18 protein-coding genes are annotated in these 21,281 nt (G+C 44.9%); 10 read left to right on the forward strand and 8 right to left on the reverse strand.

All coding sequences use genetic code 11. The features are described 5' to 3' along the window. The first annotated feature begins 355 nt into the window (after positions 1-355). From CHA01nite_RS19200 to CHA01nite_RS19210, 3 genes are all read left to right on the forward strand, one after another. On the forward strand, positions 356-580 hold the full coding sequence (locus tag CHA01nite_RS19200) for a hypothetical protein (RefSeq protein ID WP_146944410.1): 225 nt from the start codon (positions 356-358) through the stop codon (positions 578-580). A gap of 225 nt (positions 581-805) precedes the next feature. After that, complete coding sequence (locus tag CHA01nite_RS19205) at positions 806-2,848, forward strand: ATP-binding protein (RefSeq protein ID WP_146944412.1); 2,043 nt, start codon at positions 806-808, stop codon at positions 2,846-2,848. Between the two features lie 553 nt (positions 2,849-3,401). After that, on the forward strand, positions 3,402-5,906 hold the full coding sequence (locus CHA01nite_RS19210; RefSeq protein ID WP_146944414.1) for a PAS domain S-box protein: 2,505 nt from the start codon (positions 3,402-3,404) through the stop codon (positions 5,904-5,906). A 323-nt stretch (positions 5,907-6,229) separates the two neighbouring features. On the opposite strand, the gene CHA01nite_RS19215 is transcribed toward CHA01nite_RS19210, so the two are convergent. Together CHA01nite_RS19215 and CHA01nite_RS19220 are read right to left on the reverse strand one after the other, a co-directional pair. After that, positions 6,230-6,751, reverse strand: coding sequence for a DUF1440 domain-containing protein (locus CHA01nite_RS19215; RefSeq protein ID WP_146944416.1), 522 nt, complete (start codon positions 6,749-6,751; stop codon positions 6,230-6,232). 58 nt (positions 6,752-6,809) lie between these two features. Beyond that, positions 6,810-8,141, reverse strand: a complete 1,332-nt coding sequence (locus tag CHA01nite_RS19220) for an alpha-amylase family glycosyl hydrolase (RefSeq protein ID WP_146944418.1) — start codon at positions 8,139-8,141, stop codon at positions 6,810-6,812. Between the two features lie 841 nt (positions 8,142-8,982). Here CHA01nite_RS19220 and CHA01nite_RS19225 point away from each other — a divergent pair. Then, positions 8,983-9,777, forward strand: a complete 795-nt coding sequence (locus tag CHA01nite_RS19225; protein ID WP_146944420.1) for a glycosyltransferase family 32 protein — start codon at positions 8,983-8,985, stop codon at positions 9,775-9,777. A gap of 207 nt (positions 9,778-9,984) precedes the next feature. Here CHA01nite_RS19225 and CHA01nite_RS19230 read toward each other — a convergent pair whose 3' ends face one another. The 4 genes from CHA01nite_RS19230 to CHA01nite_RS19245 all read right to left on the reverse strand — a co-directional run bounded on the left by CHA01nite_RS19230 (position 9,985) and on the right by CHA01nite_RS19245 (position 15,165). After that, positions 9,985-11,193, reverse strand: a complete 1,209-nt coding sequence (locus tag CHA01nite_RS19230; RefSeq protein ID WP_146944422.1) for an amine oxidase — start codon at positions 11,191-11,193, stop codon at positions 9,985-9,987. Further along, positions 11,168-12,295, reverse strand: coding sequence for a UDP-galactopyranose mutase (glf, locus tag CHA01nite_RS19235; protein ID WP_228458469.1), 1,128 nt, complete (start codon positions 12,293-12,295; stop codon positions 11,168-11,170). The genes CHA01nite_RS19230 and glf overlap by 26 nt, the downstream gene beginning before the upstream one ends. Next, positions 12,279-13,376, reverse strand: a complete 1,098-nt coding sequence (locus CHA01nite_RS19240; protein ID WP_146944424.1) for a glycosyltransferase family 1 protein — start codon at positions 13,374-13,376, stop codon at positions 12,279-12,281. Before CHA01nite_RS19240 ends, glf begins: the two co-directional genes overlap by 17 nt. Before the next feature lie 841 nt (positions 13,377-14,217). Beyond that, complete coding sequence (locus tag CHA01nite_RS19245; RefSeq protein ID WP_146944426.1) at positions 14,218-15,165, reverse strand: beta-1,6-N-acetylglucosaminyltransferase; 948 nt, start codon at positions 15,163-15,165, stop codon at positions 14,218-14,220. Between the two features lie 438 nt (positions 15,166-15,603). Between CHA01nite_RS19245 and CHA01nite_RS19250 the strand changes: the two genes are divergently transcribed. The 5 genes from CHA01nite_RS19250 to CHA01nite_RS19270 all read left to right on the forward strand — a co-directional run bounded on the left by CHA01nite_RS19250 (position 15,604) and on the right by CHA01nite_RS19270 (position 19,112). Beyond that, a complete protein-coding gene (locus tag CHA01nite_RS19250; RefSeq protein ID WP_146944428.1) occupies positions 15,604-16,272 on the forward strand; it encodes a DEAD/DEAH box helicase in 669 nt (222 codons plus the stop codon). A gap of 79 nt (positions 16,273-16,351) precedes the next feature. Continuing rightward, entirely contained in the window at positions 16,352-16,546 is a 195-nt protein-coding gene (locus tag CHA01nite_RS19255; protein WP_146944430.1) for a cold-shock protein, read from the forward strand. Positions 16,547-16,760: 214 nt separating this feature from the next. Further along, complete coding sequence (locus tag CHA01nite_RS19260) at positions 16,761-17,240, forward strand: MaoC family dehydratase (protein WP_307726003.1); 480 nt, start codon at positions 16,761-16,763, stop codon at positions 17,238-17,240. Positions 17,241-17,415: 175 nt separating this feature from the next. After that, the gene (locus CHA01nite_RS19265) at positions 17,416-18,297 is read left to right on the forward strand and encodes a GNAT family N-acetyltransferase (RefSeq protein WP_146944432.1); all 882 of its coding nucleotides are present in this window, start codon (positions 17,416-17,418) and stop codon (positions 18,295-18,297) included. 251 nt (positions 18,298-18,548) lie between these two features. Continuing rightward, complete coding sequence (locus CHA01nite_RS19270) at positions 18,549-19,112, forward strand: NADPH-dependent FMN reductase (protein WP_146944434.1); 564 nt, start codon at positions 18,549-18,551, stop codon at positions 19,110-19,112. A 409-nt stretch (positions 19,113-19,521) separates the two neighbouring features. Here CHA01nite_RS19270 and CHA01nite_RS19275 read toward each other — a convergent pair whose 3' ends face one another. Together CHA01nite_RS19275 and CHA01nite_RS19280 are read right to left on the reverse strand one after the other, a co-directional pair. Then, complete coding sequence (locus CHA01nite_RS19275; RefSeq protein WP_146944436.1) at positions 19,522-20,058, reverse strand: imm11 family protein; 537 nt, start codon at positions 20,056-20,058, stop codon at positions 19,522-19,524. 2 nt (positions 20,059-20,060) lie between these two features. Beyond that, positions 20,061-20,567, reverse strand: coding sequence for an AHH domain-containing protein (locus tag CHA01nite_RS19280; protein ID WP_146944438.1), 507 nt, complete (start codon positions 20,565-20,567; stop codon positions 20,061-20,063). A gap of 402 nt (positions 20,568-20,969) precedes the next feature. Here CHA01nite_RS19280 and CHA01nite_RS19285 point away from each other — a divergent pair. Next, on the forward strand, positions 20,970-21,281 hold a 312-nt coding region (locus tag CHA01nite_RS19285), incomplete at its 3' end, for a transposase (RefSeq protein WP_146944440.1).

The raw sequence follows: 21,281 nt of genomic DNA on the forward strand, positions 1-21,281 counted from the left end.
GATTTTTACAGTCTGATGATGGTAAAGAACGACTTTCCGGTGGCTGAGGTCCTGGAAGCCATGCTTTTTAACCACAAAAGTCTCAAAAGACATTGATGCTGCTTAAAAAGTTAAATGCTATATTGCTTGAAAAGTACACAGAAGTTTTTTAAAAATCAAAGATTTTATATTTCGATAATGGTAAGGAACGGCTGTCCGGTGGCTGAGGTTCTCGAAGCCACCCCTCATCTGCACAACTCCCCGGATTTTACGGTACAGGAATTAAAGAAGCGAAGGCGTTTTAAAAAAATTGTGATGGATTTTACGTCCCGGACCATTTTTTCAATATTAAAGCAGTATGTTTATAAAAAAAAGTATGCGACCTCTGTTTTACATTTCAATGATGCTGCTGGTGTTGACCGTATCCGTTTCATGCGGCTCCCAAAAGCATAAAATCACCAATACCCAGTTTGCCGATAAAAATTATCTGGAAGGCAGCCAGAGCGACCTGAATAAAAATGTTCAGCAGCTTGAAAAAAGAAGGGATGCCGATGAAAACAAAATGGATATCCACAACTATGATGTAAACAAGCCCAAGTAATTCTGTCCGGGATCCCGTGAGCCTGATCTCCGGTTTTTTCCCGTATAATGAAAATCCTGGGCTTATTGTTCCGTTCTGTTTCCCGGAATGAAAGGAAAACACGATGAGAAACCGGATTGGCATACTCTCTGTTGTACTAAGGCGATATGATCCTGCGCATAAAACTTATGTTTTATACCTTTGTCATAATCCTTAAAGTGGAAATTATTATTCAAAATATCAATTATGCCTGAAACAAATCCTTCGGAAGAACAGCAAAGACTGGCTGCCCTTCATTCCTATCATGTTCTGGATACTGCAGCAGAGAAGGATTTTGATGACCTGACGGAGCTTGCTGCCGCCATCTGCAATACGCCCATCGCGCTGATCAGCCTGGTGGACGTGAACCGGCAGTGGTTTAAGTCGCACCACGGGATGGAAGCCCGGCAGACCGACCGGTGTTACTCCTTCTGTTCCCATGCCATCAAGCAGCCGGAAGTCCTGATGCAGGTGGAAGATGCCATGCTTGATCCGCGGTTTTCAGACAATCCGCTGGTCACGGGTAATCCCGATATCCGGTTTTATGCCGGCATGCCGCTGGTGGATGAAAACGGATATGCCCTCGGTTCATTATGCGTTATCGACCAGAAACCCGGCATCCTGAGCGAGATCCAGCAGAAAGCCCTCCGCACCCTCGCCCGGCAGGTAACCGATAAGTTATCGCTCCGGCGCAGGAATATCGAACTGCTGGAAACCAATGAAAAGCTTGGACAGGCCAACCGCCATCTTCAGGAAACCGAGGAAAAATTAAAAAAAGCGAATGCCGAACTTTCGGAAGGCAAAGAGTGGCTACAGACCATCCTGGATACCGTAGGGGAGGGAATCGCCATTATGGATGAGAAAGAAAACATCATCTACACCAACAAACGCAGCCGCGAAATTTTCAAATCCGAAGAAACAGGCCTGCATGCCCTGACTGTCGGCAAACCGGAATGGAACAACCGCCGTCTTGACGGTTCACCCCTTCCCGCAGAAGAACATCCTCTGGCCGTTGCCCTTCTGAGCGGCGCTCCCGTATCCAATTATGAATTCATGGCAAGTGACCATAAGGGCAACGGGATGTACCTCTGCCTAAATGCCGCCCCTGTTACAGACAAAGAAGGAAAAGTTACCGGGGCCATCGGAAGCTTTTCCGACATTACGGAAAGATACCTCCTGCAGCAGCAGCTGAAAGACCGGGAAGAAAGGCTGCAGATGGCCATTGCTTCCGCCAATCTGGGAACCTGGCATATGGATGCCGTAACGAGGGAATTTTTTCCTTCTCCAAGACTGAAAGAACTGTTCGGCTTTTATCCTGACGAAGAAATGACGTATGAAGCTGCGATGGCCCGGATTCCCGAATCCCATCGGCAGGAGGTTACTGATGCGGTAGAAGCATCGGCCGCTAAAGGAGAACCCTACGAGCTGGAATATCCTATCATCGGGTATCATGATAAAAAGCTGCGCTGGGTATGCGCTACCGGCCATCTTTATACAAAAATAGAGAATCCTCAGGTGGTCCATTTTTCCGGAACCATGTCCGATATTACCGAACGCAAGCTGGATGAACAGCGCCGCAGCGATTTTATCGGGATGGTAAGCCATGAACTGAGAAATCCGCTGACGGCCATCGGAGGCTATACTTATCTTCTTGCCAAAAGGGCACAGAAGAACAATGACGCCATGGTGTCTGACGCTGCGGGAAAACTAAGCCGGCAGATCAAAAGAATGGAAGCGCTGATCAACGGTTTCCTGGACATGGCCCGCCTTGGCGAAGGTAAGATACAGCTCAACCGGTCGGCATTCGATATGGCCGACCTCGTCCGGATTGCTGAAGACGAATCGCTGGCCACCATTACTTCCCACAAAGTGGTCTTTGCGCCGGTTGATTTTACCCCGGTAGAGGCTGACAAGGACAAGATCGAACAGGTGCTTGTGAATTTCATCAACAACGCCGTAAAATATTCGCCGGAAGGCAGTACCATACAGGTGTCGTGTGTCACCAGGAAAGGAGAAGCACGGGTTCAGGTTACCGATGAAGGGATGGGAATTCCCGAAAAAGACCAGCCTTTTGTCTTCGACCGTTTTTACCGTGTGGAAAGCGAAGGCATGAAGAATAAAAAAGGATTCGGCATCGGCCTTTACATCTGCAGGGAAATCATCGAAAGGCATCACGGGGCCATTGGCGTAGAAAGCACGGAAGGCCAGGGGAGTACCTTCTGGTTTACTTTGCCCGTTGTTGCCCGGTAATTTTCCGGTCCGTTGAACCGGGCAATCAGACATGATTATTTAACGTGAACCCGAAGTAAAAATGAGGCAATAAACCGGAAAAGGGAAGCCGGGCACTCGAAGTTCCTTTAGTCGAAAAATAAGGTCAATTGTTTTAATGATCGCACGGATCATCAGTCTTTATCAGACGTAATTCCCGCATTTTTCGTTTCAATACCTAGGGCCTGTTTAAATGGAACCTTTATTTTTAACATTAAAAAATTAAAGTCTTTTAGCCCGGGGAAAACCAAGGGAGTCGCTCAATTCACTGGAATCATCCTGTTAAAATGAAGTTTGTTCTCATTCAGGGCATGAAAAGAAAGGACGGGGGATCTTCTGACTTAAATTTTAAACTTGCCTTTGGTCATGATAAAACTTCCCGGTTTGTCTTGTATTTTCCGGATCTTCCAGAAAGATCTCTCATTTAGGCGCTTTTCTAAGATTATTTCTACTTTTATGGTATACTTTCAGGACGGGAAAAGTGTGATATATTGCCTATTTTCGTATTTTCGTAAACTGAAATTGAAAAGCTAAAATGAAGGATCCGGTACCACCCTTAAATTCTGAACAGTTAGTCGGCATATTCTCTTTTGTCAATACGGCCACGGCCGTGCATGTTGGAGAAGATGCCCGGATTGAATTTGCCAATCAGGCCATGCTGGCGATCTGGGGCCGCGGACCCGAAGTGATCGGGAAAGGGCTGGAAGAAGCCATGCCCGAACTTGCCGGTCAGCCGTTCGTTGAAATGTTTGCCCGCGTGTGGCGGGAAGGCATCACCATTTCAGGAAGCGATACCCCTGCAGAAATACGGGTAGACGGCAAACTGGATACCTACTATTTCGATTTTGAATACCGCGCCGTTAAAGATGAAGATGGCCGTGTTATTGCCGTGCTGCATACCGCTACCGACGTCACGGAACGTTACCTGAACAGGCGCGAGCTGGAGGAAGCCAGCCTGAACAAACAGCTCCTGATCCGCGAGCAATCGCTGAATGAGCAGCTGGCCGTCGTTAATGAAGAATTAAGCGCTACCAATGAAGAACTCCATAGCAGCCGGGAAGAACTTTCCCGGATGAACGTTCAGCTGGAACATCTGGTGGAAGACCGCGTCAAGGCGCTGGTTGAAAGTGAGGCACGATTCAGGTCGATGGCGGATAATACCGACGTACTGATCTCCGTACGCGACGAAAACGGTACTCTGATGTACTTCAACAAAGCCTGGTCGCAGCTCAGCGGACGTACTTTTGATGAGCTGATCGATACCGGATGGTATGATCTGATTCATCCTAACGACAGGCAGCACTTCATAGACACCCACCAACAGGCATTTGCCCGGAGAATTTCCTACAGTGCCGAAATGCGCCTGATGGGATCCGACGGATCTTACCACTGGCTGCTGAAAAAAGGCACCCCGAGATTTCTTTCCGATGGCGGATTCGCCGGATACATCAGCTCCTGCGTAGACATTACCTCCATAAAACTGGGGGAACAGCAGCTGCAGGATGTGAACGAAGAATTAGCCGTTTCCAATGAGGAGCTGGCGGCACTTAACGAGGAACTGGCCGCAACCAATGAAGAACTGGCAGAGTCCAATGACGAACTGCTGCTTAGTGAAGCGCGGTTCCGGAACCTCATCCGGCAGGCACCGGTGGCCATCTGCGTCATCCGGGCCGAGGATCTGGTGGTAACGGAAGTCAATAACGGTTATCTGGAACTCGTGGGCAAATCCCGGGAACAACTGGAAAAGCGTCTGATCTGGGAAGGGGTGGCAGAAGCGGCGGAAGTATACGCCCCGGTGATGCACCAGGTGATTACAACCGGCACCGCTTTTCACGGAAGAGAGCATGAACTCATCCTGAACCGGAACGGCAAGGACGAAACCATGTTTATCGATTTTGTTTACGAACCGGTGACCGACCTGAAAGGGCAGGTAACCTCTATTATGGTCGTCGGCAATGATGTGACCGATAAAGTAAAGGCCAGAAAGCAGATTGAGGATATCGAAGAACGGAACCGCCTGGCCATCGAGGCAGCGGAAATCGGGACTTATGAGCTGAGCTACGAAAGCCAGTTCGTCATCGGCTCCAAACGTTTTAATGAGATTTTCGGAGTTACCAGCCCCGTTTCAAGAGCACAGGTACTGGCTGCCTTTCATCCCCTGGATGCCCACCTCAGCGAGCAGGCCCACGCCACGGCCCGGAAAACCGGAAAGCTTTTTTACGAAGCGCGGGTTCTGGCGGCAGACCAGTCTGTGAAATGGGTCCGGTTGCAGGGCAACATCCATTACGACAGCGACGGGAAAGCGAAGAAGCTGTTGGGTACGGTGATGGATATCACGGCTTTAAAGCAAATCCAGCAGCAGAAGGACGATTTTATTTCCATTGCCAGCCATGAGCTCAAGACCCCGCTTACCGGGCTGAAAGCCTCCCTGCAGCTGCTGGACCGGATGAAGACCAACCCTACCGCTCTGATGCCGCGGCTGATTGAACAGTCCAACAGAAGTATGGATAAGATCTCCGAACTGGTGGAAGAGCTGCTGAATGTAACCCGCATCAACGAAGGCAAGGTGATTTTAAACAAAAAGAAATTTAATCTGGCGGATATGGTAGACGAATGCTGCTCCCATGTGCTGCAGCTGGGAACCCATGAGCTGGTGGTGGAAGGGGAAACGAACCTGGACATCACAGCAGATGAAAACCGGATCCAGCAGGTGGTAACGAATTTCATCAACAATGCCATCAAATACGCACCGCAGAGCAGGCAGATCTTCCTGAAAATCGAACATCAGGATCAGGCCGTCAGGGTTTCGGTGAGGGACACCGGACCGGGCATTCCGGCGGATAAGCTGCCTCATCTCTTTGAACGGTATTACCGGGTAGATCCAAGAGGTATCCAGGTTTCCGGACTCGGACTGGGACTGTACATCAGTGCAGATATCATTGAGCGCCACGGCGGAAAAATCGGGGCCGAAAGTAAGGAGGGAGAAGGAAGTACATTCTGGTTTATGCTGCCTGATGATGAGGAATCCGCGCTAAATTAATAAGGAATATTAACCTGCACTATAAAAGTTCCGTCACCGGATGGAATTTTTTCTCTTGTATTGGCGGGACGGTTTTCAGGAGCCTGATCCGGCTATCCACTCTTACTCCTCGCGCCGAAGCTCTCTAACGCGCTCCAGCGCCAAACCCCTTCCACGCCCGGCTCCCGAACCCGCTGTGGGGTAACCGTTTCTATCCGGGCTAGGGGGCAGTTATCCGTTTCCATAAAGATAAATCGGATCAGCCTCGATGTTACCTGTTTGGCCTCCAACCTGCTTTGGGATAACCGTTTGATTTTTACAACGGATCCATTACAGATAATGGGTCAGAAAACTTTGTTGAGTACCTTCCGGCTCTGTTCCATTCCTACCCCGAAGACAATATGGGAACCGAATTCCCAGACCCACCATGAAGCGGGCATATCGGTTACTTTTGCCTGCAGGCCCAGCATCGGAACGGTGGAACCGTGGGTAAATGCCCAGACGGCCGCTCCCGCAACAACCCCTTCGCCCATACTGAAACGTCTGTTTCTGCTTACCAGCAATACATAACTTACTCCGATCACCGCACCCAACACATAGTGGATCCCTTTCATGGCCCTTAAAGTATCTTCTTCCGAAAGTTTCTCCTGTGTCGTATCGGCGTATACTTTTTTTGCCAGGAGGGCAGGCGGCATATTCTGGGGATGTCCGGTGACGTCGGCACCGCGGAGTTTTAACTCGTAAGGTTCCGGCGGAAAAACTTTCTCCCCCAGTTTCTGCAACGGGGGTTCTGCAAGCGATTTGATAAAAGAGGCCATGAGGCCTACGGCAATTCCTTTTAAAATATTCTGGCTGAGTGTATTCATCGATTAAGATATTTAGGTGGTTGGATTTATATTACGATTTGCTGACATAACAGTACTTTTAAATTTGCGCTTCACGGTGCAGGATCAGGTATTCCCACGGATCCATCGTCAGGATCACCGTTTCCGGAACCTTGTGTTCCTTTTCCGTAAAAAGTTCCGTATACATTCCCGTATCGAAAGAAGTGTCGAATTGTACGGTAACGGATTTGTGGCTGAGGTTCATGAAGGTAAGCACTTTATCGCCGTCTTTCTCACGCACAAAAGAGATGACCTCATCCATCTTATCATTGACAATCCTTACCATTTCCCCGCCGTAATTACCGTTCCATAAAGCTTTGTTTTTGTGCTTCAGGGTAAAAAGCTTGGTGTAGAGTTTCTGGTTCTGATACGATTCCCATTCAATAGGATCTTTTTCGAAGAATTCCAGGGAACGGTCCAGGCCGGATTCCTGCCCGCTGTAAACCAAAGGCATCCCATCCATCATTACCGTAAAGACGGTGGCCGTATTCAGAGCCGCCCCGAAGTTGCTGTACTGGTCGCCTTCCCACGAATTTTTATCATGGTTGTCGATAAAGTTCAGCCGGATCCCGGCTTTCGGGAAAATGGAAACGTGTTCGGCAATATAAGCTTCGGTAAGGGTTTTCACGCTCCTTTCATTCAGGGCCAGCTGATGCAGGATATTCCATAAGGTCCAGTTGTAGGTGGCATCAAATGCCTTCCGGTGAAGTTCGCGGTCCTCTGCTTCGGCCAGCATAAAGACCGGTTTGATGGCGTCCAGCTCCCCGCGGGCATTTTCCCAGAAATCAATCGGGACAAAACCCGCAATGTCGCACCGGTAGCCATCGAGATCATACTCGCGGATCCAGAATTTCAGGGCTTCCGTCATGTATTGACGTAATCCGGGATGGCTGTAGTCCAGTTCGATGATGTCGTCATAATCCCTCCACCGGGTCGACTGGAAGGTATCTTTCCTTGATTTGCGGTACCATTCGGGATGATCGTTAACCAAGGCATTGTCCCAGCTGGTATGGTTGGCTACCCAGTCGATGATCACATACATTCCCGCATCATGGATCGCCTTTACCAGGTTCCGGAAATCTTCTTCGGTTCCGAATTCGGGATTTACGCCGAAGTAATCCTTTACCGAATAATAGCTTCCCAGGGTTCCTTTCCGGTGAAGTTTTCCGATCGGATGCACCGGCATCAGCCAGATGATATCGATTCCCATGGCTTTCAGTCTGGGGAGTTCCCGCTCAACGGCTCTGAAAGAACCTTCCTCCGAAAACTGGCGGATATTGAGTTCATAAACCGTTGCATTTTTGGCCCATTCCGGGAGGATAATTTCTACATACTGTTCCGGCTGGTACCGGGAATCGAATTGCTGTTCCATAATTGTATTTGATGATCAAAGCTTGTATACTGTCAGATGTGAAAGAAATAAACGTACCAGAACGGGAAAATAGGTTTTATTAATGGGAATCAGATGGGTAGAACGATGCGGGGCTTCGAAAATCTCATCCTGACAGTTCACAGATGCAGTTTGGTTTGAACTAAAATAGCCGTTTCTTTAAACAGAATAAAATTTAAAGGGATTTCAGCGTTGTGTCAACCTGAAACTCCTGAATAACTTTCGCAAGGCGTTGGTAAAGTTTCCAAAGGACGGCACGGATCTGCATAACGGGGATTCGGCTCCGCTCAGCCGACGGATAGTTGTTCCTTACAACCAAGAAACTGTAAAAATCAAAGTTTGTTAAAAACTTCTGTGTGCTTTTTTTCCAGCGTAAAGTATTCACTTTTTTAAGCAGCATCAATGTCTTTTGAAATTTTTGTGGTTAAAAAGCGTGGCTTCGAGAGTCTCAGCCACCAGGTGCACGTCAACATAAAAATCTTCGATTTTTTATATGATCTGAAATGTTTTCAAAGTACCCATCTTAGATCTTATGTGTCTCATGTGTTAAAAGCTGTTGTGACTTTTGGCTTCGCCGAACCTTCGGCTTGTGGAAAATTTTCCTGTAGGCTTATTGGTTGATTTTTTTTGGCTTTATGGTTTATAGAGAGTTTGAAAAGATTCCTTTTAAACACTTACTCAGAAATGAGTTGTCGTGAATTTTTAATAAAAATTAAAGATATGGTATCTAAATATTCTCCTGCGGCGCACTAAGGTTTAATTTTTGTAACCCCTTAAGGACGGCAAAATGCCGGCAATACAAAATCACTTAAAAAAATAATATATGATTCCTAAGAAAATACATTACTGCTGGTTCGGAGGCCATGCAAAAAATGAACTGGCCGAACACTGCATCGCTTCATGGAAAAAAATCCACCCGGATTATGAACTGGTAGAATGGAACGAGAGCAATGCGCCCCTTGAAGACAATAAGTATGTAAAAGAAGCATTTGCCCAGAAAAAATGGGCTTTCGTATCAGATTATGTACGGTCTAAAGTGATGTATGAACACGGCGGTATTTATATGGATACCGATATGGAACTGAAGCTTCCGCTGGACGAATTCCTCAGTGAAAAGGCCATTTGCGGTTTTGAAGTGAAAGGGGTTCCTTATTCTGCCTTCTGGATGGCTGAACCGAAGCATAAGCTTGCAGCGGATTTCGTAGCATATTACGAAGCCCAGCCCGGTTTTGAAGAACGCATCAATACCGATATTTTTTCCGAAATGCTGGAAAAAGAATACGGAGCAGACCGTTACAGCGATACCATTCAGAAACTTAAGCATGACGTTACCCTTTATCCGTCGGTTTATTTCTCACAGGACCTTCAGAAAAATTACGTGAGCCATCATTTCAACGGTTCCTGGTTCGGCGGGGATGAAGAAAATACACACAAGAAGATGGTGAATACCTACGGACTCCTTGAAAGGCTGATTAACCAGCCTGATGCCGCCAAGTCCATCGAAAGCATCATCAATAAACATAAAATTATTGATGTAAATAAGGTCCTGGAGCTTTTCCCTGAAGAAAGCATCCGTGCCTATCTTGAAACGGCTGAAGCAGGCCAGTTGGGCAAATAGCTGAACTGCAGCTGAAAAATAATTAATGTAAAGTAAAATTAAATCCGGGTGAACAGGCTGTAGGAGGGATGCCGAAGGATGAAGTCCTCCTGATGATATAGCAAAACACTTTGAAGATCCAATTACCTTACAGTTATAAAAAAGTAAACTCCGGAGCAAAAGTTCCGGAGTTTTGTATTTGGAATTTTCTGTTAAACGACGGATCAGCTATGCCAGAAAATCAGTAGCCATCGGAATTTCTTCCGGAGATAATCCATGGGATAATGCATGGCGGAATTCATTAAGGGCCATCAGGCTTTCGTAATGGACTTCCCGTTGCAGGTTTTCCGGATCCGGGATGTCCCACAGCCCGCTGTGATGCCAGTGATCGGGAAAATCCCAGTCGGGACGGTCGAGAATCGGGTAGATGCAGCATCCGTACAGCGGAATCCCGTTTTTGATGATCGTCATGCATTCTTCACCGATCATTTTCAGCCAGGCATACCGGTGTTCTCCGTGAATGCTGGTTTCCGAGATCACAATTGGCCTTCCGTACCTCAGATAAACTTCACTGACAAGCGCACTGAGGTTTTTCCACAGAGGATTCGGCGGATCCGCGTTCCACGGGATAAACCGGTGGTCATGGATCGTCCACTGATTGTTAAAGTAAAAATTCAGACCGATGATATCCAGGTATTCCGGTTTTCCCCTGAGTTCGGGGCATATTTTACCGGTCAGCATATCGAGTACCTGAAACTGCTCCTGATGTTTTTTATTCGCTTCGAGCACCAATACCGGATCGGAAAGATCGTCAGCCGAGATGTGAATCAGCGGTTCGGTAGGCATGATCTGTACCGTTGGGTCTTCGTCCTTCATCATTTCAATACCTTCGATATAGGCTTTCATCAGCATATATTTCACTTCCCATCCCTGCCGTTGGGTATACGGGCTGGTGCCTTTCACTTCACCGCCCAGCCAGGACAGGAAGCTTACTTCATTGATCGGGGTGATAACCAGATCACCATCCGGAACCATGGTCCGGTATTTTTTTACAAAGGCACGGCATAGATGGGCAAAACGCCGGGCAAACATGGGGTGCAGCGGGGTTAGGTCATCCGGAAACCCGAAATGGCAGATGTCCCAGACCACCTGGATTCCATGTGCCTGTGCATGGGTAATGATTTCCTCTGTCTGGCTCCAGTCGTACTCATACGGTCTTTTTTCTACAAAGCTCCACCGGATGCCTTCCCGCACGGTTGAGATTTCGATCTCGCGCAGGTTCCGATAATCGTCGCCGATCATCCGGTCATGCCCCGTCAGGTCAATGAGGTCAACCCTTTCCCCGAAGGCATTCTGGTGGTCTGCACATTCAAAACCCGCCATCAGGAAACTACGGAACGGATTTACGGGATCAAACGGACTGGATCTGTAGTTCATGCTCGCTTTCTTTGGTTATTTTACGGAATAATGCCAACGACTGCGCCACTACCTGATCCATATTGTAATATTTGTAAGTTCCGAGGCGGCCGGTGAAATAAACATCCGGCGTCTCTTCCGCCAGCTTTTTGTACCGGTTGTAGATTTCCTGGTTTTCTTTTCTGGGGATGGGGTAGTAAGGATCGCCTTCACCGGTCGGATATTCGTAAACGATAGCGGTTTTGTGATGAACCTGGCCCGTCAGGTGTTTGAATTCCGTAATTCTGGTATACAGGTTGGAAGTCGGGTAATTTACCGTTCCGGTATCCTGGTATTGGTCCTGATCCAGGGTCTCAAACCGGAAATCGATGGAGCGGTAGGGCAGTTTCCCGAACTGGAAATCAAAATAACCGTCAATCGGTCCGGTGTAGATCAGCTTCCTGTGCGGGATCAGATCCACGATATTCCTGAAATTGGTATTCAGCATGATGTGGATGTTCGGATGGGAGAGCATCTTCCTGAACATTTCGGTGTAGCCGTTTTTGGGCATGGCCTGAAACGTATCGGTAAAATACCGGTCGTCGCTGTTGGTACGGGTCGGTACCCTTGCCGTTACTGAGGCATCGAGTTCCGAAGGATCAAGGTCCCACTGTTTGCGGGTGTAGCCCCGGAAAAACTTTTCGTAAAGTTCTTTTCCGACGGCATTGATAACCACATCTTCCGAAGTAAGGACCGGTTTCCGGGCTTCCGCTTTTGAGGCCAGGAAATCCACAACCTCATCGGAGGTCAGGTTTTTACCGTACAGCTTGTTGATGGTCGTCAGATTGATGGGGATCGGTACCAGCTGCCCGTCCACACTGCCCAGTACCCGGTGCTCATACGGCCTCCAGTCGGTAAATTTTGATAGGTACCGGAAAACCTCCTCGGAATTGGTATGGAAAATATGAGGGCCGTACTGATGGATCAGTATCCCGTCTTCGTTATAATAGTCGTAGGCATTGCCGCCGATGTGATCGCGTTTATCCACGATAAGGACTTTTTTCCCCTGGCCGGCCAGTCGTTCGGCGAGTACGGATCCGGCAAATCCGCAGCCGGTAATCAGGTAATCATACATAAATTCCATTGCTTTTTTTAACGTTTTCAATAAGGAGGCTCATTTTGGCAAAAGTATTGTCCCAGGAATCGTCTGCCAGGAATTCATCCACTTTCGTCAGCCATTCTTTACGGGATTCTTTCCGGAGTTCCTGTTCTCCGAAAGCGATAAAGGTATCGGCATTGTCTGCAATATAAACCAGGTTTTCTTCACCGTAAGGCCTTATCACATCCTTGATCGGGGTGGAAATCACCGGCAGCCCTGCCGAAAGGTATTCCGGGGTTTTGGTGGGGCTGATGAATTCCGTAGATTCATTGATGGCAAATAAGACCATTGCCATATCCCAGTGGCTGATGTATTGGGGAAGCTCATCATATTTTTTGGGTCCCAGGTAATGGATGTTATCCGCTTTGGGCAATTCTGCAGGATCAATCTTTACCACCGGCCCGATGATCACGAAATGCCAGTCGGGTTTCCGGAAAGAAACTTCTCTCAGGAGTTCAATGTCAAACCGCTCATCAATCACCCCGAAAAAGCCGAATCTCGGATGGGGAATATGGTTTTGGTCGGGGCAGTCGGCCGTCTTCTTCCGTGCTTTCTGGAAATGATCTTTATCGATGCTGCTCGGAAAAGGATGGATGTTGTGGTGGCGGTCTTTTTTAGCCTGATACAGGGTATGGCCGCCGGTGAATACCACGTCGGCTTTTTTGAAAAGTGCTTCCTCCAGCTCCAGCAGCTGCGGAGGCGCAAAACGGAATGCCGACAGCTCGTCCATCGAGTCATAAACGGTTACTTTAGGCTTCAGATGGGCCGTATATTCCAGGGCCATCGGGGTATAATACCAACAAAGGTAATCCTGGATCTGCTGGCCTTTCAGGAACTGATCAATGATGCGGGCCATCCGCCCTTTATAATCGTCATGATGGTTTTCGATATGGATGACCACAACGGAAATGCCGTCCTGTCTGATGATTTCATAGGAATCGGGACCGGTATGGGGTTCTTCAAAGTAAAAAACGTTGTCGTTTTTGGCAAACCTGGTCAATAAATGTTGAGGGCGCTGAAATACGAAATTCCACCGCAAATGACTGAAACATAAAATATTTTGCATAAAGTATTTAGATTAGCATGAATTAAAGCTAATGCTAAAACAAAAGGAATATTCATGACTGCCGTCATAAGACAGATGGCAGAAATGGGTTATCATCAGTATAAAATGTGGTATTTCTTTTAGGACGGGGCAAGTAAAATTTTACAGAAAGGCGCAAACCGATTTTACGGGTGGCGCCGGTTTTTTTTGACTGGGCTTTGGAATATACAGACGACTTTCGTCGTGATTATTTCATAAAGTACATTTTGTATGAAAAGGCTCACGCAGATTTTATAAATAACGCCGGTTTTTTTAACGCAAAGTTTTATTTATTGACGGATAAGATAAGGGAGCAAAGAGGGATTAGCAGGTTGATTTGATGAAGCGGATGTTTAGGTTGTTATCAAATTTAAAATCGTAATTTATTCAAACGGTAATTTGCTCCAGCGGAGCACTATCTGTGTGGCTTATGGTGATCAGGATTAGAACAGAACTCCGGAGGAGTTCTATCTTTTTAAGCGGTGCTGACCTGTCAAGGCTTCAGGCTGGAAATTAATAAGATGGCATACCTCCGGCATGCTCTTTCAATAACTTTCATTATTCTACACAGATTACACTTCTATGGATTGTTTCGCTATGATTTTGAAATTGTTTATTATAAGAATAATTTTTGCGTGAAAAGGTTCACACCGATTTTGCAGATGGTGCCGGTTTCTGTCCGGATTTTTTATTGTAAAAGTGGCTTTCCCTTTTGATTGATAAGTGGATTCACAAATAAGTGCAGCATTATCGATTTAGTTCAGTTTTTAATTTGGATAGTTTCAATGCTGAATTTAAATTGATCTTCAGAATGAGGCAACCATCAGTTATTGTCTTGGTTGTCTCTTTTCAGTTCGCGTTCTACCTCATCGATCTCCGGTAGCGGCAGGTTATAATGTTCGCTGATGTACTGCAGGATGCCGGTATCGGTCTTGCCGTTCACTTTTCTGATGAAAAGGTAATTGCCGGTGTCCAGGGACTGAATAAAATTGCCGGCATGCGAGCTGCTTCTGAAACAGCTTCTTTCAATATTTGCCCTTTTGTCGTCGTTTACAATAATGTCCTTAAATTCCGTATTCATCAGGACGGTCTGGAAAAAGGATTCAGCCGGCAGGAGCGTATGCAGGTAATAATCTTCAAAATCCATGACCCTCTTGTTATTGGTGAGGAAGGTACAGGTTTCCCTGGTCAGCATGAACCATTTTTCACCGATGTACGGGGTGACGCCTTCCATAAATTCCCTTTTGTAAATCATGGATGAAATCTTATGGGTAAGCTCGGTAAAATGATTGTGGATCCGCTGCATGGTATCGGGCCTGTAAAATTTCTGGTCGTAATAGAAAAGATAGTTTCTCCCCTTATTGGCCGTCAGAAACTGCCGGATGATGCTCTGGGACCGGAGCGGATAATCCTCACCGCTTAGATTGATGAAATAATCCCATTCCCGGCTTACGTTCAACAGGTATTCCATGGCATTGAGTTCGGCCTGGATCACGCTGAAGCCGCCGGGAACGATATTCATGCTTTCCAGAAGATAGGCATTGGGAAACTGCAGGAGGTAGAGCTGGATTTCTTCCGTAAATTTGGCCCCGGCTTTCCGGTCGATGTGGATCAGATAAAACTGGTCGCGGGTATAGATTTTCTCAAACATGGCTTTAAAAACATTGGGTTTGTGATGGACCATGATGAAATAAGCAATCCGGACCTGCCGGGAAGAAGAGATTTCTGCCGGTTGAGGCCGGGTGCGCGGAGCGGTAGCATACGTTGGCATACAATTGAATTTTGAAATAATCCGCAGGATGCAGACCATTTGGTTTGTGTGCGTAAGCTACGAATAAAATTTTGAAAATCAGTGAATTATATTTGATGCTTTCCGGTTTTTTTTATGTACATTTGTCGGGTATTCATAAAACAGGTTCCTGCCTTCGCTGTACTGATTTAATTTAAATTACATTTTGATCACTCAGTTTTGCTTTTTCAGCTGCCCGATTATTAATCTGACCTCAATGATGAAGGTGTTTTAAAATCCCCCTTCGTTTGAGAGATGCTACTTCATTGCAGGCATTCAGGAGTTTTTATTGTTAAACAAGACAGACTTTTGAAAAGTTAAGCAAAGTAAAAGGGTAACGGATAAAGTATCCGGTTTATCACCATACAATTCAGATTCCGGAAACGGATCTGGTACCAAATGCCGGGCAACCGGACGATCATGATCAGTTTTAAAAACTTACATTTAATCAATCCCATCATCCGTGCCGTTACGGAAGCAGGCTACTCAAGACCTAACGGATTACAGTGCTTTACGGTACCGCATATCCTGGAAGGCCGTGATGTCATTGCCTGTTCTGAGGCAGGCTCCGGGAAAACAGCGGCCTTTGTGATGCCGATTCTTCAGCTGCTGCAGAAAAACACCCGGGAACATTCGAAAATAAGGGTTTTAATCCTTTGTCCGGATAAGGAAGTGGTGATGCAGGTTGAAAACAAACTGAAGATCTACAGCAAATACCTTCCGCTCTCACAACTCTCCATTTTCGACGGTTTTTCAGCCGGCGGACAGCTTTCCGCATTAAGGAAAAGGGTAGACCTTCTCGTGGCCACCCCGGAAAGGCTGCTGGAACTGGCCTTACAACAATCCGTTGATCTTTCTAAAATCGAGATCCTGGTGCTGGATAAAGCCGACCGGATGCTGGAAACAGGAAATGCAGATGAAGTGAAAAACATCCTTAAACTGATCCCGAATAAAAGGCAGACGCTGTTCTTTTCCTCGATGATGACCGATAAGACCGGGAAATTTGCAGAAACTGTTCTCAGAAAACCACTGGAGGACGCGGCAGTTTATGATCATCATGAAGAAGAAGACCGGCGGTACGTTTCCTGAAAACGGACCTGCCACAACTATAAAAAGTAATCTCTAAAGTGTAGAGATCAACCTATATTTAATTTTAACAATCATTACTATGCAACAAGGCACCGTAAAATTTTTTAACGAAGCAAAAGGCTTCGGATTTATTGCTCCGGCAGACGGAAGCAAAGACATCTTTGTACATTCTTCAGGACTGAATACCCATTCGATCAGAGAAAACGATCAGGTGGTTTTCGATATACAGAAAGGCGAAAGAGGCTTAAGTGCCATCAATGTAAAACCGGCATAACCCGGTTTTGCTGAAGACATACATAACATTCCCATCAATATGAGCCAGACCTCATATTAATTCATATAATTTCAGTTGACCAAACTTTATTGTCAGGGAAAAATAAGAAGTAAGCAATTGCTTATTATTTTGTTATGTTCACCGGCCTCCCGCTTTATGCGGGAGGCTTTTTTTATGATCGCGGCAATAAAAATGATGGTCATGTTTAATAATAATGATAAATTCGTTAAAAAATAAAATGGTAATTATCAATAATTTCGAAGAGTACAAAAAGCTGGAGGGCACGCTGGCCGGAACCTCGTCCTGGCATACCATCGATCAGCAGCAGATCAACCGTTTTGCGGATGCTACCCTGGATCATCAGTGGATTCATGTAGACGAAAAAAGAGCAGAAGAGGAAGGTCCTTACCAGTCGACAATAGCGCACGGTTACCTGACGCTTTCGCTGATCCCTTATCTTTGGAAACAGATTGCCGAGGTACGGAATGTGAAAATGGAAATCAATTACGGGATCGAAAACTTCAGGTTCGGCGTTCCGGTAAAGGTAAACGACAAAGTCTGCCTGCAGGCCAGGATCAAATCCGTAAACGATCTGAAAGGTACCGTGAAGGTCGTTGTAGAAGCCAAGCTTCTGATTCAGGACCAGCTCAGGCCGGCTTACACGGGCGATGTAATTTTTCTTTATCACTTTTAGCAGGCTGTAAGTTCTTAAAGACTTCCGGCATCCGGCATCCCTCTTCCAGCCTGGTAACTCCGGTTTTTCTTCAAGTTTACTTTAATTATTATTCCGGCCGGCTTTGTATGGATGATGAATGCCTATCTTTAACCATAAAAAAAATCCGTTATTTCATTATTAAAACAGGATCCGTATGAATATATTCAGCAACAGGCTTGAATTAAGCCCATTAACCGGCAATGATGATTCCTTCATTCTTGAACTTCTGAATGCCCCCGGCTGGCTGCAGTTTATCGGGGACCGGAACATCCGGACGGAAGATGATGCAAGGGCCTATATCCTGAAAATTAATGAAAATCCTCAGATCAGCTATTGGAAAGTTGGCCTCAGAGAAGGGAAGAAGCCGATCGGGATCATCACCTGGATCATAAGGGATTACCTGGACTATCCGGATATCGGTTTTGCTTTTCTGCCTGATGGTACCGGTCAGGGTTATGCTTTTGAAGCGGTACAGGCGGTACTGTATTCCGCACCTGAAGTTTTGCAGCAGGCTAAGATCCTCGCCGTTACTACCCGGGAGAATATACGTTCCGTTAATCTGTTGGAAAGGCTGAAGTTCAGCTGCGACAGGGAAATCGAAGTGGACGGCAGGATGCTCCTGCAGTATTCGCTGGATCAGGATCTTCTCCGGATTGGAAAGTGCATTCATGATTTCTACAATATCTTTTCCAACGCCTTTCGTCAGCCGGAATTTGAAATGATCAGTGAAATCTGTTTACCATCGGCAAATATCATTAAAAAATCAGCGGACGATGCAGAGGTTTATGATCTGGAATCGTTTATCAGTCCCCGGAAAAAGATCCTGACCGACGGGACCTTGACGGAATTCAGCGAACGGGAAACCGGGGAAGAAACCAGAATCGTGGGAACCATTGCCCAGCGTTACTCGAAATATTATAAAAAAGGTCTGCTGAACGGAAAGTATTTTGAGGCATCGGGCCATAAAATGTTTCATCTGATGAAAGAACACGGCATCTGGAAAATCGTGCATGTGATCTGGGAAGATGAAGTGTAGTGGCAATAGGCTGGGAGAGGGAGGCAGGATGCCGGAAGTTTTTCGTCAGAATCACGGCTGACCCTTTTGAATATGCCGTCATCTGTCATCTTACAAATGAATCTCTATACATCCTTTTAAATTCTTATTGTTTCTGAAAATCAGTTCAGCGCTTTTGCACTGAAGTTATCCTATTGTAGCCGTATAAAATTAATTTAGCGGGATTTGTATGGCTTGGTTCTTGAAAGGGTAAGGATAAAAATATACCCATTATGAGCAACCGAATCGGAATTATTGCCGGAAGCCTGCGTAAGGCTTCATTCTCCAAAAAACTGGCCCAGGCTGTCGTTGATCTGCAACCGGAAGGATTTGAATTTGAAATTCTTTCCATCGACAACCTCCCTATTTACAATCAGGATTTCGACGATTTCAATGAAGTACCGGAGTCGTACACCGATTTCAGGACCAAGCTGAAAGACATCGAAGGTTTCATTTTTATCACCCCGGAATACAACCGTTCGATCCCGGGTGTCCTTAAAAATGCAGTAGACGTAGGATCAAGACCTGCTGGAGAAAGTGTATGGAACAATAAGCCGGCAGCCGTTTTCAGCAGTTCGCCCGGAAACCTTTCCGCCTTCGGGGCCAACCACCACCTGAGACAGTGCTTTGTTTTTCTCAACCTCCCCACCATGCAGCAGCCGGAAGTCTACATCGCCAACGTCGCCGAATGGTTTGATGATGACGGAAAAATTAAAAGCGAAGACAACAAAAAGTTCCTGAAATCAGCCATAGACGCTTATGCGGAATGGTTTAATAAGCTGAAAGAAAATAAATAATTTTTGATTTCTGCCGATCTTTAGATGCAGAGGTGGAATAATAGGATAGGGGCTGCCCGGTTTAGGGTGGCCTTTTTACAATTATTAGGATTTATTAAGTCTGCTTATCTCTTTCTAAATTTCATAATCAGCACTATTGAGCTCTCGATACATCGGGTTTCCATCCGCATCAAGTTAAGGTGATTTATTTCCCTCTGCATCTTCTCTCATCAACAGCACTTTAGAGTTAAATTCCCCTCAAAGCTCTATAAACCTGCCATGCTTTTCAAGCCAAATTTTCTTGAACCCGAATTTAGTTAAAATTTTAGCTGATCTGTGTTCAAAAATAAAAGCATCCCAATAGAATGAGATGCTTTGTTGAACTATTTGATAATATTGTATTTAAATCTTATAATTAGAAATTATTTAATTAACCAAAAGTTAAATCCGTATTTTCTAAAAACGAAACTCCTGAAATATGATTTTCTTCAATGACTTTTTTGAATTCATCAGTAATAAAAATATTTATTGGAGATTCTTTAATTTTAAAAATTGAAACTGATGGTATATTCTCCTCCAAAAATACTATATTGTGTATTTCATCAGGTTCTCCATTATTAAAAGTTGAAAATGTTGATTTTTCCTTATCAAAGCAATCTAAGTAACCAATAATATTTAAAAGCCAGTAATTTTCTTTTTCAATTTTAGTCGGTAAGAAATTAATATTATTTATTTCGGAATGGTTTTCAATTACTTTTTTAAACTTATCACTAATAAATGGGATTGAACTGCTTCCCATAAAATCTGGATACTCTCCTTTTTTAGTTTTTACAATAAATTTTTCATTACTGATAGTATTAATTTTTTCTCCCATATAAATTTGTCGTCTTATCTCAAAATCAAATCCCTCGGATTCTAAATAAGCGAAACCTTTATCTACATTCAATCTAATTCTGTATACTTTCATAGTTAAAATATTATATCATTTACTACTTTTCCTTTACCTATTTTTATTGCAGCTTTTGCTTTATCAGTTACCTCAATAATTTTTACTAAAGCTTGTTGATCATTGATCCTTCCCATCCTAAAGTCTAATTCAATTTTCTCTATCTTCAGCCTTATCCTATCAGTATAATTAGGGTGACTTCCTAAATGTCTCGCATAATTATCAAACTCATTTCCGATAGGGATATCAACGTCTAATTTGGCAACTCTTAATACTTCATCACTTGGAGGAACCATAATTCCGTTTATTTTTCCGTTTTCAATATTAAACCCAATATCACTGAAAAACTTACTGAAGGTTTTCTCTAATTCTCTTGGGATAACATGGTGAGCCTGAAAATTCTTTGGTTGCAAACCTCCTATTCCTCTTCTTAATTCTTTAGTTCCTTCAACATTTCCAGATAATTTACAAATGTCTTCTGCATCCATATTTTTTAAATCATCAAGAGTCTTGCTGGATTTCCCTTCCATAAAGTCTTTTGCAAAACTATCTGAAACAACTATCCCTTCATTATCTAATTTTTCACCTATTACTTTATTATCGTATCTTCTATTTTAATCTGTAAAAGCTCTTCTTCTGTTAAATCTCTGGAGGTAATTTCTCCTTCTTCCATTAAAGAACTTTTGGATTAAATTCACCCCAAAGCTGAATGAGCTTACCATGCTTTTCAAGCCAAACGGAATTAAATACTATATTATTTAACAACAAAAGCATCCCGATAAAGAGATGCAATTTGATTATTATTAATTAAACTCTAATATTATAAAAGTGCTACCAATTCTTAGAGCCTGTTTAAAAATTAAAATAAAAAAAGAGTAAGGGCTAAAAATTGGAAAAAAATTGCCATTTTAAGGTTGCAAAACAAAACGTCAATGTATTCAACTGATTTAACCCAAACCCAGTGGCAATTTATAAAAAAAACATTAGAATTTGATGACAGAAAACGGAAACATGATCTGCATGTCATCTGGAATGCAATCAGCTATCTTGTAAAGACAGGCTGCCAGTGGCGGATGTTACCCTTGGACTTCCCTAAATGGCAACTGGTTTATTATTACTATTCAAAGTGGTCGGAACTGGAAGTTTTTGATCTTTTATTATCTAAACTCAGGGAGAAAGTCAGGATTAAAAAGGGCCAGAATGCAGCTGCCGGTCTGGGGATTATGGATAGCCAGAGTGTGAAA

It is taken from the genome of Chryseobacterium hagamense (assembly GCF_007991455.1).
Lineage (GTDB): Bacteria > Bacteroidota > Bacteroidia > Flavobacteriales > Weeksellaceae > Chryseobacterium > Chryseobacterium hagamense.

Excerpts from the sequence above, each read along its gene's own strand:
- CHA01nite_RS19220 (WP_146944418.1), bottom strand. The coding sequence starts at position 8,141 with ATGGAACAGCAATTCGATTCCCGGTACCAGCCGGAACAGTATGTAGAA.
- CHA01nite_RS19275 (WP_146944436.1), bottom strand. The coding sequence starts at position 20,058 with ATGAAAGTATACAGAATTAGATTGAATGTAGATAAAGGTTTCGCTTAT.
- CHA01nite_RS19260 (WP_307726003.1), top strand. The coding sequence starts at position 16,761 with ATGATAAATTCGTTAAAAAATAAAATGGTAATTATCAATAATTTCGAA.
- CHA01nite_RS19265 (WP_146944432.1), top strand. The coding sequence starts at position 17,416 with ATGAATATATTCAGCAACAGGCTTGAATTAAGCCCATTAACCGGCAAT.
- CHA01nite_RS19200 (WP_146944410.1), top strand. The coding sequence starts at position 356 with ATGCGACCTCTGTTTTACATTTCAATGATGCTGCTGGTGTTGACCGTA.
- CHA01nite_RS19230 (WP_146944422.1), bottom strand. The coding sequence starts at position 11,193 with ATGAACTACAGATCCAGTCCGTTTGATCCCGTAAATCCGTTCCGTAGT.
- glf (WP_228458469.1), bottom strand. The coding sequence starts at position 12,295 with ATGGAATTTATGTATGATTACCTGATTACCGGCTGCGGATTTGCCGGA.
- CHA01nite_RS19280 (WP_146944438.1), bottom strand. The coding sequence starts at position 20,567 with ATGGAAGGGAAATCCAGCAAGACTCTTGATGATTTAAAAAATATGGAT.
- CHA01nite_RS19270 (WP_146944434.1), top strand. The coding sequence starts at position 18,549 with ATGAGCAACCGAATCGGAATTATTGCCGGAAGCCTGCGTAAGGCTTCA.
- CHA01nite_RS19240 (WP_146944424.1), bottom strand. The coding sequence starts at position 13,376 with ATGCAAAATATTTTATGTTTCAGTCATTTGCGGTGGAATTTCGTATTT.
- CHA01nite_RS19215 (WP_146944416.1), bottom strand. The coding sequence starts at position 6,751 with ATGAATACACTCAGCCAGAATATTTTAAAAGGAATTGCCGTAGGCCTC.
- CHA01nite_RS19250 (WP_146944428.1), top strand. The coding sequence starts at position 15,604 with ATGATCAGTTTTAAAAACTTACATTTAATCAATCCCATCATCCGTGCC.
- CHA01nite_RS19205 (WP_146944412.1), top strand. The coding sequence starts at position 806 with ATGCCTGAAACAAATCCTTCGGAAGAACAGCAAAGACTGGCTGCCCTT.
- CHA01nite_RS19210 (WP_146944414.1), top strand. The coding sequence starts at position 3,402 with ATGAAGGATCCGGTACCACCCTTAAATTCTGAACAGTTAGTCGGCATA.
- CHA01nite_RS19255 (WP_146944430.1), top strand. The coding sequence starts at position 16,352 with ATGCAACAAGGCACCGTAAAATTTTTTAACGAAGCAAAAGGCTTCGGA.
- CHA01nite_RS19225 (WP_146944420.1), top strand. The coding sequence starts at position 8,983 with ATGATTCCTAAGAAAATACATTACTGCTGGTTCGGAGGCCATGCAAAA.
- CHA01nite_RS19245 (WP_146944426.1), bottom strand. The coding sequence starts at position 15,165 with ATGCCAACGTATGCTACCGCTCCGCGCACCCGGCCTCAACCGGCAGAA.